The sequence below is a fragment of the Streptomyces sp. NPDC087428 genome, from assembly GCF_044744085.1.
In the GTDB taxonomy this organism is placed as follows: Bacteria; Actinomycetota; Actinomycetes; order Streptomycetales; family Streptomycetaceae; genus Streptomyces.
In genome coordinates, this window is sequence record NZ_JBIUXR010000013.1 from 202,370 (window position 1) to 215,718 (window position 13,349).

The following is a 13,349-nucleotide window of genomic DNA, read 5'->3' on the forward strand; positions in this document are numbered from 1 at the left end:
GGCAGAGCTCTCCTGTGGTCGGCGGGGCACCCGGGTCTCCGGGTGCCCGGTACGCCGGTCCGTTCCGCGTGAGGAGTGCCGGGCTATCCTGGGTGTGCCGCACCTCGATCGCCTGGCCCGCCTTCACGGCATGTCCGGTCCGGGGTTCGAGACCCTGGCGGGCGCTGCTCCAACAGCACCTGCCGGGGTCTTTTTCCGTTCTCCCTCTCCCCGTCACGCCCTGCGTCCGGGGTCGGGGACGATCTCCTGCTCGTCGAGGTCCTGCCAGTCCTGCGGGACCTCGCCGGTCTCGTGGAAGGACTTCCACCCCTCGATGCCGCTGACGGTGGCGTCACGGATCTCCTTGCGGAACCCCCTGATCCATGCCAGCTGTGCGTCGATCATGTGGACCTGGTACTCGGTCTCCACGACGAAGATCCGGGGAAGCGCGTCGCCCAGCTGACCGAGCACCCCCCGGAGCGCCGCCGCCCGCACGGCCAGTGCCTGCTCCCGGTCCGCCAGGAGCTCGGCCACCTCGTCCGGCGGCAGGACGGGAAGCAGCGACAGGGCGGTGTCGAAGGCGGGGAACTCGTCGGCCGGGACCGCGATCAGGTCGGACAGCCAGTCCAGCATCTCGGCCCGCCCGGCCTCCGTGATGCCGTAGAGCGTGCGCTCGGGGCGGTTGCCCTGTCGCTGTACGCCCGCGACCTCGACGTAGCCGTGCTTCTCCAGGTTCTGGACCACGGTGTAGAGCGAGCCGAAATTGATCTTGACGCTGTGCTGCTTGCCCCGGCGGCGCAGGGTCTGGGCGATCTCGTACGGGTGCATGGACCGCTCGGCGAGCAGCACCATCACCGTGAGCGCCAGAGGATTGCTGAGCTTGCGCCGCTTGGCCACCGCCCTCGCCACCCTTTCCTCGCCGTCGAATACTCGTGGCCGAACATATCGCGAGTCTCCGGAACACGTCAACCACGATGTATCGCGAAATCCGGAAGGCGTGAAAGGTTTTCCCCCACCGACCAATCCGTATGGCCACCGGCTCCGAATCACCCCTGGAGACCGATGACCGTCCCGGGAGGAAGCCCGCGTGAAAGAAGCCGTGCACATCAGCGGACTGGCCTCGGCCGGACCCGACCTCCAGGAGCTCCTGGGAATGGTCGCCCGGGGTGATCAGGACGCTTTCGCGCAGGTGTACGAAGCGGTCTGCGGCCCGGTGCTCGGGCTGGTGAGGAGCGTCCTGCGCGACCCCGCCCAGTCGGAGGAGGTCGCACAGGAGGTGCTGGTGGAGGTCTGGCGCACCGCGCCGCGCTTCCAGGCGGCCCGCGGCAGCGCCATGAACTGGGTGCTGACCCTGGCCCATCACCGGGCCGTGGACCGGGTGCGCTCGGTGGAGGCGACGACGGCCCGCGAGCACAAGGCCGCACTGCTCGACCGCACCCCCGCCTTCGACGACGTCACCGAACAGGTGGAGAGCCGGCTGGAGCGGGAGCAGGTCCGCCGCTGTATGCGGACCCTCTCGGAACTGCAACGGGAGTCCGTCACGCTGGCGTACTACCGCGGACTGACCTACCGCGAGGTGGGGGAACTGCTAGCGGTGCCGCTCGGAACGATCAAGACTCGACTGCGCGACGGACTGATCCGGCTGCGCGACTGCCTCGGGGTGAGCGCATGAGCAACGCCGGACTTCACACACTGACCGGGGCCTACGCCCTGCACGCGCTGCCGGAGACGGAACGCCGGGAGTTCGAACGCCACCTGGGCGACTGCGAGGCCTGCTCGGTGGAGGTGCGGGAGCTGTCGGAGACGGCGACCCGCCTCGGCCTCGCCGTGTCGGCCGCGCCCTCGCGGGAGCTGCGCGAGCGGGTGCTGCGGGAGATCGCGACCGTACGCCAGGAGTCGCCGTCCACCGGCCGGCGCGCCCGCTCCGGCGGGGGTACCGGCCGGGACGGCACGGGCCGGGCCGGGCGGTGGTCGACGTTCGCGCTGGCCGCGTGCCTGGCCGCGGCGGCCGGCTTCGGGGGCGTCGCCGTCTGGCAGAACCAGGAGGCGCGGGACGCCCGGTCCGACGCCCGCGCCGCGGAGCAGCGGAGCGCACAGGTGGCCGAGGTCGTCTCGGCGCCCGACGCCCGGTCCGATTCGGCCACGCTGAGCGACGGCGCGAAGGGAACCGTGGTGGTCTCCAGGAGCCAGGACCGGGCCGTTTTCCTCGCCTCGGGGCTGGCGGAGGCGCCCGGCGGCAAGGTCTACCAGCTGTGGTTCGACGACGGCGGCACGATGCGGTCCGCGGGCCTGATGCGGGCGACCGGCCCCTCGTCGACGACCTACGCGGCCCTGCTCGACGGGCCGGTGGACGGCGCCACGGGCATGGGGATCACGGTCGAGCCGGCGGGCGGGTCCGAGCAGCCGACCTCCGATCCCCTCGCGCTGATGAAGCTGCCCTCCGCATGAGGCGGCGGCCTGTGGCGGTCTGTCCGGAACGGAGCGTTCCGGACAGACCGCCACGGGCCGCATGAGCCGCGCCACGACGGGCACATGTCGTGAGCGGGACCACCGGCGGCCACGCCGCGAGGGACCCGCCCCAGGACGCGGTGGTCACGGCGCTCGCCCCGGGTCGGGTCGTCCCGGCGGGCCGAGACCACTTCGCGGTGCTCGCCCCGTACCTCCGCCGTTGGGAGGCGATGGAGGTACGGGGCCCACTGCACACACCACGCCGGGCATCAGCCCCGGCGCGGCGGCCGGGGGAAGAAGCCGCTGGTCCTGGCGGTGTACGCGGCGAATCCTGGGCGCTCGGCCATGTGCCGTTCCAGCAGGGCCTTTCCGCTGCCGCCGATGAGCAGGAAGCTCATCAGCGCGGGCGCCACGACCGTGGCCGCGGCAGCCGCCGGAGCGTCGCAGACGATCAGGAACAGGCCCCACCAGACGCAGAAGTCGCCGAAGTAGTTCGGATGCCGGGTCCAGGACCACAGCCCCCGGTCCATGATCCGCCCGCGGTTGGCCGGGTCCGCCTTGAACCGGGCCAGCTGGCGGTCCCCCACCGCCTCGAACCCGAGTCCGACCGCCCAGAGCGCGGCACCGGCCCAGGTCCAGGCTCCGGCGGGCCCTGTGACGTACCCGGCCGCCTGCACCGGCAACGAGATCAGCCAGACCAGGGCCCCCTGCAGCAGGTACACCTTCCGCAGGGCGTACAGCGCGGGACTCCCCGGCGCCCTGGCGAGCATCGCCTCGTAGCGCGGGTCCTCGCCGTGACCCCTGCCCCGGCGGGCGATGTGCCAGGCCAGGCGCAGCCCCCACACCGCGGTGAGCACGGTGACAAGGAGCCGTCGGGTGCCGTCTCCCCCGCCGCCGGCCGACATGCCGTACGAGACCAGCGCGACGGCGGTGAACCCCAACCCCCACGCGACGTCCACGACCCGGTGCACGCCCTTGCGCAGCGCGACGGCGAACGTGCCGAGCATGACAGCGAGGGCGGCGCCCGCACTGGGCGCGAGGCCCTGTGCGAACGCCGCCCAGCCGAAGCCGTTCATCCGGTGGCCCCGGCCGTCGCGCCGTCGCGGGCGGCCGGCAGCGCCGACAGCTCCGTGTACCAACCGCGCCGGGTGGCGGGCATCCCGGCCGCGCCGGTGGCCTCCGGCCGTACGGAGAGGATCTGGTCGACGCCCATCCGCCGTTCCTCGAAGGCGAGGGCGCCGCCTGCCAGGTAGAGCCGCCACACCCGGACGGTCTCCTCCCCGACCAGATCGGTGAACTCCCGCTGGTTCCGCTCCAGGGTGTGCCGCCATGCGTCGACGGTCCGGACGTAGTGCTCGCGCATCCCCTCGACGTCGCGCACTTCGAGGCCGGCGCCCTCCAGCAGGGCGACCGTCTCGCCGAGCGGGCGCATGTGCATGTCGGGGGCGATGTACGACTCGATGAACGCGCCGCCGCCCGGCGCGTCGCGGCCCCGGGACATCTGCTGGACCAGCACCCGCCCGCGCGGCCGGACCATGGCGTGCAGCGTCGCGGTGAAGGCGGGGTACTCCGCGTCCCCGACGTGCTCGCCCATCTCGACGGTGGACACCGCGTCGTAACCGCCCTCGTGCCCCGGTGCCCGGTCGATGTCCCGGTAGTCGCAGCAGCGGACCTCGACCAGGTCCTCCAGGTTCCGTTCGGACACCTGTGCGCGGACGTGGGCGGCCTGTTCCCGGGCGAGGGTGACGGCGGTGACGCGGACCCCGTGCCGCTGCGCGGCGTACAGGGTCAGCGATCCCCAGCCGCAGCCGATGTCGAGCAGGCGCGCCCCGGGGCGCAGGTCCAGCTTGCGGCAGATCAGTTCGAGCTTGTCGCGCTGGGCGTCGGCGGGGCCGTAACCGGGGGCGTCACTCGTCCAGTAACCGCAGGAGTAGGCCATCGTCTCGTCGAGGAGCAGGGCGTAGAAGGTGTTGGAGAGGTCGTAGTGGTGGCTGATCGCGGCCCGGTCGCGGGACTTGCTGTGCAGGACGCCGTGGAGTCCCGCACGGGCGGCGGGCACCGGCGGCCGGGGGCCGACCGCGCCCAGACTCAGTGCGGTGCGCGCGGCCCTCAGCCGGTCGCCGATGCCGGGCCGCGGCGGGCGCAGTCCGCGCTCGCGCACGGCGTGCCGCATCGCCCGCAGCCCTTCGGCCAGGTCTCCCTCGACGTCCACGTCACTGGTGATGTACGCCTCGGCCAGGCCGAGTTCGCCCGGCGCCCAGAGCAGCCGGCGCAGCGCCCGCCGGGACCGGACGTGGACCAGGGGGCCGTCGGCGGCGCCGGTCTCGCTGCCGTCCCACATCCGTACCCTGACCGGGAGGGCGCCGCCGAGCAGTTGCTCGACGAGGGGTTCCAGTCGCTGGGCCGCGCCGGTCGTGGCCTGCTTGGCGGTAGGTGTCATCACGCGGTTTCCTGACGGGTCAGCAGCAGTTGCCGCACATGGAGGTAGCCGGAGCGGAATCCCGCCTCGGAGTAAGCCAGATAGAAGGTCCACATGCGGCGGAAGGTGGCGTCGAAGCCGAGGGCGTCGACCTCCGCGGTCCGCTCCTCGAACCGCTCCCGCCACAGCCGCAGTGTCTCGGCGTAGTGCGTGCCGAAGTCGTCGCAGCGGTCGATGCGCAGGCCGGTGTGCTCGGCCGTGACCTCGGTCATCGCCTCGACGGACGGCAGGAGTCCGCCGGGGAAGATGTACTTGTGGATCCAGGTGAAGGTGGTGCGGGAGGCGCGCATCCGGTCGTCGGGCATGGTGATGGCCTGGAGGGCGATACGGCCGCCGGGGGCGAGCCGCTCCTCCAGGGTGCGGAAGTAGACCGGCCAGTACTCGGCGCCGACCGCCTCGATCATCTCGACGCTGACCACCGCGTCGTACTGTCCGTCGACGCTGCGGTAGTCGCAGAGCCGGACGTCGACCCGGTCCTCGTACCCGGCCTCGCTGATCCTGCGGCGGGCCAGGTCCCGCTGTTCGGCGGAGAGCGTGACGGAGACGACGCGGGCCCCGCGGGCGGCGGCCCGGATCGCCAGCTCTCCCCAGCCGGTGCCGATTTCGAGGAGTTCGGTGCCGGGTCCGACACCGGCCAGGTCGAGCAGCCGGTCGATCTTGCGGTGCTGGGCTGCGGGCAGCGCCTCGGCGTCCGCGGGGAAGCTGCGGAAGACGGCGGACGAGTAGCTGAGGGTCTCGTCGAGGAAGAGCGCGAAGAGTTCGTTCGACAGGTCGTAGTGGTGGCTGATGTTGTCCCGGGCGCCTTCGGGTGTGCCCAGTTGCTCCGGGGGCCGACGTCCCGCCCAGAGTCCGCGCAGCCGCTGGAGGGGCCGCGGGATCAGACCGGCGACATGGTCGGCGAGGACCGTCAGCACGCCCACCGGGTCGGGTGAGTCCCACTCGTCCGCCATGTACGACTCGCCGAAGCCGATCAGGCCGTTGAGGCCGATTCTGCGGAAGAAGAGGGCGGGGTCGCGGATGTCCATCAGGGGACCGCCGAGGCCGATGTCCTCCTGTCCGGCGAGCCGGGCGCGGAGCGGGAGCCCGGCCAGTGCGCGCCGGACCAGCCGTTCGGCGACGGCGGTCCGCAGCCGGGAGGCGCGGGGCGGCCGGGCGACGTCCGGCCAGCGCTCAGGGTCGGTGGCCGGGGCGTGCACCGGGGCCGAGGTGACGGGGGACGGGGCGGCCACCGGGGGCGAGGCGGCGGGGGACGGGGAGTGGGACGTGGACACGCTCACTGCATTCCTTCCTGAGTGGTGTGGCGGGGACGGGACCGCACGCGCAGTCCGCGCAGCAGGAGGCGGATTCCGTGCAGCCGGATGGCGACGGAGACGACCGCCGTGGACCAGGGGTGGCGCAGCGCGAGCCGGAGCAGTACGCGCGGGGTCGCCGGGCGTCGCACGCCGCGCACGGTGGCGGTGAAGGGCCGCGTACCGGCCCGTTCCAGATGCACCGCCAGTTCGAGCCGGGGGCCGGGCTCGGGGAGCCGCATCCGGTAGGCGCCGTCGACGCCGAAGAACGGCGACACATAGAACTCCTTGCCGGTGGAGGCCCGGCCGGCGGCGTCCGGGTGCAGCAGGTAGCAGTGGCGTTCGCCGTAGGTGTTGTGCACCTCTGCGACCGTGCAGAGGGGGGTGCCGTCGGCGCGGCGGCACCAGTAGACGGTCAGCGGGTTGAAGACGTGGCCGAACACCCGGGCCTGGGTGAGCATCCGTACGGTTCCGTCGGCGAGGTCGACCCCGTTCGCGGCCAGGTACCGGCTCAGTCCGGCCCGGATGGTCGGGGCCGTGCCGCCGAAGTGGTCGCGCGGGTCGAAGCCGGCCAGGAAGCGCAGGGGGCCGGGGAGTGGCGGCGGCCCGTCCGGGTCGATCAGCCACAGGTAGGTGCGGTGCCGGAAGGCGTACGTGAGGGGCGCGGACCGTACGTGGGCGATGGTGCAGGGGTAGAGGGCGTTCACCAGTCCACCCCCAGGGCTCTGGCCGCGTCCGCCCCCGAGCGGCAGCCGTCCTCGTGGAAGCCCCAGCCGTGGTAGGCCCCCGCGTAGGCGGTGCGCGGGCCGGACAGGGCGGGCAGCCGGGCCTGGGCGGCCACCGACTCCGGGGTGTAGACGGGGTGTTCGTACACCATGCTGGCGCGGACCAGGCCGGGGGCGACGCGGTCGGCGCCGTTCAGCGTGACGACGAAGGTCTCGGGGGCGTCGAGCCGCTGGAGCCGGTTCATGTCGTAGCTGACGGTGACGTGGTCGGGGCTCGCGGTGCACGAGGGCATCAGGTAGTTCCAGGAGGCGCGGGCGCCGCGGGCCCGCGGCAGCAGCCGGGTGTCGGTGTGCAGGAGCGTGGGGTTGCGGGAGTAGCGGAACGCGCCGAGGGTGTCGCGTTCCTCGTCCGTGGGGTCGGCGAGCAGCCGTAGCGCCTGGTCGGGGTGGGTGGCGATGACGACGGAGTCGAACTGCTCCGTGGTGTCGTCCGCGGTGGTGATCTCCACGCCGTCCGGGTGGCGGCGCACGGCACGGACCGGGGTCGCGGTGCGGACGGCGTCGAGCTGTTTGGTGACCCGTTCGACGTAGGCGCCCGATCCGCCGGTGACGGTCCGCCACACCGGGGAGCCGCCGACCGAGAGCAGCCCGTGGTGGTCGAGGAAGCGGAAGAGGTAGCGGGCCGGGTAGCGCATCGCGGTCACCGGGTCGCAGGACCAGACGGCGGAGACGAGGGGGGTCAGGAAATGGGCGGTGAAGTACGGGGAGAAGCGGCCGCGGGCGGCGAACTCGCCGAGCGTCATGGTGTCCGCGTCGGGTCCGCCGTCCGCCAGGAGGCGCCGGGCGGTCCGGTGGAAGCGGGGCACCGCTGCCAGCATCCGCAGATAGGCCGGGTCGCGGACGGCCTGCGGCCGGGCGAGGAGGCCTGCGGGGCCGCGGGCGCCCGCGTACTCCAGTGCGCAGCCCTCGCACCGCACGGACATGCTCATCTCGGACTCCTGCGTGGCGACGCCGAGTTCCGCGAAGAGCCGCAGCAGGTGCGGGTAGGTGCGCCGGTTGTGCACGATGAACCCGGAGTCCACGTGGTGGACGCGGCCGTCCGACGCGGGGAGCTCGTGGGTGTGCGCGTGGCCGCCCACCCGGTCGTCCGCCTCGAACAGCGTCACGTCGTGGGCCGTCCGCAGGACGTGGGCGGCGGTCAGCCCCGCCACCCCGCTCCCCACGACGGCTGTCCGTCGCCGCATCCCTGTCATACCGCTCCCTTCGACATCCGCCCCGTTCACCCCTCCTTCTGTTTCCGGAGGAGCGGCGGATGCCTCTCGGATGTGATTCGTTACAGGTCGCGCCGTGGATTGGCCGTGATCCACTCCCATCCATTCGGGTGAGGGACCAATCCGCCGGGCGTCCGGCCACGAATCCCCGGTGTGAGCGAAGATCAGAACGATGCGCAGGACGGGGCCCCCGGGTCCCGGCGGTCCCGCTGGGTGCGTGCTCTGCTCGCCGCGCTCAGCGGTCTGATCGCCGGGTTCAGCGCCTTGGCCGTGGCCGAGCTGGCGGCGGCGGCCATCCGTCCGGAGGCGGGTCCGATCACGGCGGTGGGCGGTGCGGTCATCGACCGCACTCCCCCGGCGCTGAAGGACTTCGCCGTCCGGAATTTCGGCACCAACGACAAGCTGGTCCTGGAGCTGGGCATCCTGGTTCTCCTGGCGGGTTTCGCCGTGGTGATCGGAGTGCTGGCGCTGCGGCACCGGGTGACCGGTTCGGCCGCCGTACTGGTCTTCGGTGTGGTCGGGGCGGTCGCCGCGGTGGGAAGGCCCGAGGGCCGGCCCGCCGACGCGCTGCCCTCCGTGGTGGGCGCCGTGCTGGCCGCAGGGGTGCTGTATCTGCTGGTCGGACGGCTCGCACCGGTTCCCGGTCCCTCCCCCGCGGCTGGCGGGAGGGGCGGGGAGCCCGCGTCCGGTGCCTTCGACCGGCGGGGCTTCGTCATCGCGGCGAGCGCCGCGGCGGCGGCCTCGGCCGGTGCCGGTCTGCTGGGACGGCGTCTCACCTCCGCCGTCCAGGCGGGGGCCACCGCCTCACGGCATGACCTGGTGCTGCCCGTGCCGGCCTCTGCGGCGTCGGCCGTACCGGCGGGCGCCGATCTCAGGATCCGGGGACTCGGCCCGTTCGTCACGCCGAACAAGAGCTTCTACCGGGTGGACACGGCCCTGGTCGTCCCGCGCATCGACGCGAACGACTGGAAGCTGAGGATCCACGGGAAGGGCGTGGAACGCCCTGTGACGCTCACCTTCAAGGATCTGCTGCGCCGCGAGATCATCGAGCGCGACATCACCATGACCTGCGTGTCCAACGAGGTGGGCGGACCGTATGTCGGCAACGCCCGGTGGATCGGTGTGCGGCTGGCCGATCTGCTGCGCGAGGCCGGGGTGAAGCCGCCGTCCCGCGGCGGTCCCGCCGACCAGATCATCACGCGCTCGGTGGACGGCATGACCATCGGCACCCCGGTCGAGACGGTCATGGACGGACGCGACGCGATGCTCGCCCTCGGCATGAACGGTGAGCCGCTGCCCTTCGAGCACGGCTTCCCGGTCCGGATGGTCGTCCCCGGCCTGTACGGATATGTGTCGGCCTGCAAGTGGATGAAGGACATCGAGCTCACCACGTTCGCCGACTACGACGCCTACTGGGTCAAGCGGTCCTGGTCCCAGCAGGCCCCCATCAAGACCGAGTCCCGGATCGACACCCCCCGCCCGTTCGCCTCCCCGAAGGCCGGGACGATCCCGGTCGCCGGGGTCGCCTGGGCCCAGCACCGCGGGATCTCGCGGGTCGAGGTCCGGGTGGACGGCGGCGCGTGGCACCACGCACGGCTGGCCGCGGAGGACAGCCGGGACACCTGGCGCCAGTGGGTGTGGGAGTGGCCGGCCACCTCCGGCAACCACACCCTTGAGGTCCGCGCGACGGACCGCACCGGCGTCACCCAGACCGACAAACGGGTCGGCACGGTGCCCAACGGGGCGACCGGCTGGCACTCGGTGGTGGTCGACGTGTCCTGAGCGGACACCGCCGCCGCCCCACCCGCATCGCGCACCAAGCACGGCCGCGGGCCTGCACACCCCCCACCCTTCACTGAACGTAATCATTTCGTCACTTATATTGATCCAGGAGAACACCATGACCACCCGCCACGTCCGCCGCGCCGCCCTCGCCGTTTCCGCCGCGGTGGTGCTCCCGCTCGCCCTCAGCGCCTGTTCCAGCGATTCCAAGGACAGCGCGTCCGGCTCCACCGCCAGCTCGGCCAAGGCATCGGCGCCCGCTTCCGCCGACGACTCGATGAACATGGACAAGCCCTTCGGACCGGGCTGCGCGTCCGTACCCAAGAGCGGCTCCGGCTCCTTCGACGGCATGGCGAAGGACCCGGTCGCCACGGCCGCCTCGAACAACCCGGCGCTCTCCACCCTCGTCACCGCGGTGAAGAAGGCCGGTCTGGTCGACACCCTGAACAACGCGCAGAACATCACGGTGTTCGCCCCGACCAACGACGCCTTCGCCAAGATCCCGAAGGCCGACCTGGACAAGCTGCTGGCGAACAAGGCCGAGCTGACCAAGGTGCTCACCTACCACGTGGTGGGCAAGAAGCTGACGCCGAAGCAGCTGGAGAAGGGCTCCTTCGAAACCCTGGAGAAGGGCAAGCTGACGACGTCGGGTTCGGGCATGGAGTACACGGTGAACGACTCCTCGAAGGTCGTCTGCGGCAACGTCCAGACCGCCAACGCGACTGTCTACATCGTCGACTCGGTCCTGATGCCCCCGAAGTAGCGGGTCACCGCGGGACGGTGCTCACGTCCCCCGGCCAACCCGCCGGGGGACGTGAGCACTTCGGCCCCGCGCGGACACGGACACGTCACGCCTGCGAGACAGCTCGTCCCCAATTCCTGTCGCCCGACAAAAAATCGGCGACAGGGGCTGACATGACCGCCGCCGCACCCACGGAAGCACGACCTGATCCCACCCGAGACCGGCCAGGGCGACCACGCCTCCCTGGCCGGTCTCGGCTGTCGCCGGACATCGGCCTCCAGACGGAGCCGGGCGGCTGGACGGCTGGACGGCCACCGCACCGATGCGGCACCTGCCTGAATTCAGCCACCTCGAAAACTACACATAAGGCACAAATAAGAGCAGAATGGCAGGGCGGGCCGTTCATCGCACAAGGCGTGTCCTGGCCTGCGGGAGCGAAGGAGACGAACCTCATGTCAAACGTCTCGCATGCCGGCCACGACTTGGCCGGACACCCCGACGCCTCCGAAATGCGTGATCGTTACGCCCGTGTGATGGGTGGCCGCGATGTGGCGCTCGTGGACGCACCGGTGTTCCTGGTCGGCCTGTACTGCGCCATCTCGCCCTGGGTGCTGCACTTCACGACGAGCCAGACCACCCTGGTGAACCACAACCTGATCATGGGTATCGCGATCGCCGTGCTGGGTCTCGGGTTCACCGTGATGCCGCAACGGATGTATGGCCTGAGCTGGGCCATCTGCGCCATGGGCGCCTGGATGATCGTCTCGCCCTGGATAGTGGGCAGCAGCCCGGACATGGGCGTCGTGCTGAACAACGTCATCATCGGCGGCCTGACCGTCCTCCTGGGACTGGTCTGCACAGGAGCCTCGTTGAGGAGCAGCCGACGCCGGTCGTAGACCGCGCCCGACGGGCTGGGACGGCCTGCGCCGTGGAGCGTTCACGGTGCGGGCGTCCGCGTGCCCGCAGGACGACGCGCGAGGCGCCCGGCCCCTCGGGGCCGCCGGGTGGGCGACCGGGTGGGCGACCGCAACTATTCATCCCCCTCACGGGTCTTGTGGGTTGACGGCAGCGGCCGGCGCCCTCCGGGGCGACCGGCGGCGGCACCCGGTAACCCCAGGACGGGAGTGGGCACATGGCGCGGCACCTGATGGCGTGTACGGCTCTGGCGACAGCGGTGGCCGCGGGGGCCCTGGTGGCACCCGCCGCCTTCGCCGCACCGGGTCGCGGGGCGACGGGGGCGTCGCAGACTCCGCGCGAGGCGGCCGCCCCCGCGCCGGGCGACGTGGACGGTGACCGGTTCGGCGACCTCGCCGCGGGCGCACCGGAGGGCACCGTCGCGGGGTACGCGAAGGCGGGCTACGTGTCCCTCGTGTACGGCACCGCCCAGGGCGTCCGGGTCACCCGGCACAAGGGCATCACCCAGGACACGGCCGGGATACCGGGCGTCCCGGAGGCCGGTGACCGGTTCGGTTCCTCGGTGGCCATGGGCGACGTGGACGGAGACGGGTACACGGACCTGGTGATCGGTTCGGGCGGCGAGGCCATCGGGACCGTGGCGGGCGCCGGCGCCGTGACAATCGTCTTCGGGGCCAAGGGCGCACTGAGCGGCGACGCCATCGCGTTCCACAATCCGAAGCCCGCCGCGCGCCAGGGGTTCGGCGACAACCTGACGGTCGGCGACTTCAACCACGACGGACGGGACGACATCGCCGTCTCCACCGGAACGAAGGTGAACGTCGTACGCGGTGCGAGCAATCTGCGGGACATCGACGAACCGGCGATGACCGCGTACGCCCCGCCCGGCGGCGGCGCCGGGATGGGACCGATCGCCTCGGGCGACATCAACGGCGACGGCTACACGGACCTCGTCACCCAGGCCTACTTCGACGACGGGGCCGACGAGGGGACCCTCGCCGTGCTGCCGGGTTCGGCGCAGGGCCTGAAGACGGCGCCGATCGGCCGGACGGGGCTGCCCTTCACCGGCTACAGCGTCGTGACCGGCGACATCACGGGCGACGGCCGCGACGACGTGGTCGTGGACACCACCGGTTCCGACGGCCCCGACGAGTTCCTGCTGCGCATGTTCCCGGGCACCGCCGCCGGGCTCGGCGCGGGTGTGCCCTACGGCGGCGCCGTGGAGCCGGGCACCGCGGGCGTCCTCGCCGACACCGACGGCGACGGCCACGCCGACCTGGTGACCGCCGTGGTCGGCGAGGCGGACTCCGACGGCATCCAGAACGCGGGGGCGCTGACCGTCGTACCGGGGACGACGACCGGGCTGGACGCCACCCGCGCCCGGAAGCTGACCCTGGACTCGCCCGGGGTGATGGGAGTGATGGAGGGCAACGACCAGTTCGGGCGGTCGGTGACGGCCGGGGACTTCGACGCGGACGGCCGTGCGGACCTGGCGGTCGGCGCGCCCGGCAAGTATCTGGCGACGGGTGCCGTGAGCGTCATTCCGGGCTCGGCGACCGGACCGACCGGGGTGGGCTCGATCCTCTTCACCCCGGAGTCGCTGGATCACCCGACCGCGAAGGCACGCTTCGGCTCAGCCGTCGGGGCGGCGACCACACGCTGACGACGGCTCCGACGAGGCGCCGGGGAGCGGCCGGTTCAAGCCCCTCCGGCGTCCGA

12 protein-coding genes are annotated in these 13,349 nt (G+C 72.2%); 6 read left to right on the top strand and 6 right to left on the bottom strand.

Annotated elements, in window-relative coordinates:
• Nucleotides 1–213: 213 nt before the first annotated feature.
• The gene (locus ACIO3R_RS27675; protein ID WP_385033664.1) at nucleotides 214–876 is read right to left on the bottom strand and encodes a PadR family transcriptional regulator; all 663 of its coding nucleotides are present in this window, start codon (nucleotides 874–876) and stop codon (nucleotides 214–216) included.
• 190 nt (nucleotides 877–1,066) lie between these two features.
• Here ACIO3R_RS27675 and ACIO3R_RS27680 point away from each other — a divergent pair, with 190 nt between their 5' ends.
• Both ACIO3R_RS27680 and ACIO3R_RS27685 read left to right on the top strand, forming a co-directional pair.
• On the top strand, nucleotides 1,067–1,651 hold the full coding sequence (locus ACIO3R_RS27680) for a sigma-70 family RNA polymerase sigma factor (RefSeq protein ID WP_073737408.1): 585 nt from the start codon (nucleotides 1,067–1,069) through the stop codon (nucleotides 1,649–1,651).
• A complete protein-coding gene (locus ACIO3R_RS27685) occupies nucleotides 1,648–2,427 on the top strand; it encodes an anti-sigma factor domain-containing protein (RefSeq protein ID WP_385033599.1) in 780 nt (259 codons plus the stop codon). Before ACIO3R_RS27680 ends, ACIO3R_RS27685 begins: the two co-directional genes overlap by 4 nt.
• A gap of 269 nt (nucleotides 2,428–2,696) precedes the next feature.
• Here ACIO3R_RS27685 and ACIO3R_RS27690 read toward each other — a convergent pair whose 3' ends face one another.
• The 5 genes from ACIO3R_RS27690 to ACIO3R_RS27710 are packed head-to-tail and all read right to left on the bottom strand — an operon-like array spanning nucleotide 2,697 to nucleotide 8,173.
• Nucleotides 2,697–3,503 (bottom strand): DUF1295 domain-containing protein, encoded by an 807-nt coding sequence (locus tag ACIO3R_RS27690; RefSeq protein WP_385033602.1) that lies wholly within the window; start codon nucleotides 3,501–3,503, stop codon nucleotides 2,697–2,699.
• Nucleotides 3,500–4,867, bottom strand: coding sequence for a class I SAM-dependent methyltransferase (locus ACIO3R_RS27695; protein ID WP_402109530.1), 1,368 nt, complete (start codon nucleotides 4,865–4,867; stop codon nucleotides 3,500–3,502). Before ACIO3R_RS27695 ends, ACIO3R_RS27690 begins: the two co-directional genes overlap by 4 nt.
• Nucleotides 4,867–6,135 (bottom strand): class I SAM-dependent methyltransferase, encoded by a 1,269-nt coding sequence (locus tag ACIO3R_RS27700; RefSeq protein WP_402109613.1) that lies wholly within the window; start codon nucleotides 6,133–6,135, stop codon nucleotides 4,867–4,869. The genes ACIO3R_RS27695 and ACIO3R_RS27700 overlap by 1 nt, the downstream gene beginning before the upstream one ends.
• Nucleotides 6,136–6,179: 44 nt before the next feature.
• Nucleotides 6,180–6,905 (bottom strand): DUF1365 domain-containing protein, encoded by a 726-nt coding sequence (locus tag ACIO3R_RS27705; RefSeq protein WP_385033670.1) that lies wholly within the window; start codon nucleotides 6,903–6,905, stop codon nucleotides 6,180–6,182.
• Nucleotides 6,899–8,173 (bottom strand): NAD(P)/FAD-dependent oxidoreductase, encoded by a 1,275-nt coding sequence (locus tag ACIO3R_RS27710; protein WP_402109533.1) that lies wholly within the window; start codon nucleotides 8,171–8,173, stop codon nucleotides 6,899–6,901. Before ACIO3R_RS27710 ends, ACIO3R_RS27705 begins: the two co-directional genes overlap by 7 nt.
• 231 nt (nucleotides 8,174–8,404) lie before the next feature.
• On the opposite strand from ACIO3R_RS27710, the gene ACIO3R_RS27715 reads away from it, so the two are divergent.
• The 4 genes from ACIO3R_RS27715 (at nucleotide 8,405) to ACIO3R_RS27730 (ending at nucleotide 13,293) form a co-directional block, all read left to right on the top strand.
• Nucleotides 8,405–9,973: a molybdopterin-dependent oxidoreductase gene (locus ACIO3R_RS27715; protein WP_402109616.1), complete on the top strand. Its 1,569-nt coding sequence runs from the start codon at nucleotides 8,405–8,407 to the stop codon at nucleotides 9,971–9,973.
• 118 nt (nucleotides 9,974–10,091) lie between these two features.
• Nucleotides 10,092–10,736, top strand: a complete 645-nt coding sequence (locus ACIO3R_RS27720; RefSeq protein WP_402109535.1) for a fasciclin domain-containing protein — start codon at nucleotides 10,092–10,094, stop codon at nucleotides 10,734–10,736.
• Between the two features lie 431 nt (nucleotides 10,737–11,167).
• The gene (locus ACIO3R_RS27725) at nucleotides 11,168–11,611 is read left to right on the top strand and encodes an SPW repeat protein (protein WP_402109537.1); all 444 of its coding nucleotides are present in this window, start codon (nucleotides 11,168–11,170) and stop codon (nucleotides 11,609–11,611) included.
• 236 nt (nucleotides 11,612–11,847) lie between these two features.
• The gene (locus ACIO3R_RS27730) at nucleotides 11,848–13,293 is read left to right on the top strand and encodes an FG-GAP-like repeat-containing protein (protein WP_402109539.1); all 1,446 of its coding nucleotides are present in this window, start codon (nucleotides 11,848–11,850) and stop codon (nucleotides 13,291–13,293) included.
• Nucleotides 13,294–13,349 lie beyond the last annotated feature (56 nt).

What these genes read in the sequence shown, in the direction of transcription:
- ACIO3R_RS27685 (WP_385033599.1), top strand. Translation starts at nt 1,648, where the DNA reads ATGAGCAACGCCGGACTTCACACACTGACCGGGGCCTACGCCCTGCAC.
- ACIO3R_RS27690 (WP_385033602.1), bottom strand. Translation starts at nt 3,503, where the DNA reads ATGAACGGCTTCGGCTGGGCGGCGTTCGCACAGGGCCTCGCGCCCAGT.
- ACIO3R_RS27695 (WP_402109530.1), bottom strand. Translation starts at nt 4,867, where the DNA reads ATGACACCTACCGCCAAGCAGGCCACGACCGGCGCGGCCCAGCGACTG.
- ACIO3R_RS27710 (WP_402109533.1), bottom strand. Translation starts at nt 8,173, where the DNA reads ATGACAGGGATGCGGCGACGGACAGCCGTCGTGGGGAGCGGGGTGGCG.
- ACIO3R_RS27720 (WP_402109535.1), top strand. Translation starts at nt 10,092, where the DNA reads ATGACCACCCGCCACGTCCGCCGCGCCGCCCTCGCCGTTTCCGCCGCG.
- ACIO3R_RS27725 (WP_402109537.1), top strand. Translation starts at nt 11,168, where the DNA reads ATGTCAAACGTCTCGCATGCCGGCCACGACTTGGCCGGACACCCCGAC.
- ACIO3R_RS27730 (WP_402109539.1), top strand. Translation starts at nt 11,848, where the DNA reads ATGGCGCGGCACCTGATGGCGTGTACGGCTCTGGCGACAGCGGTGGCC.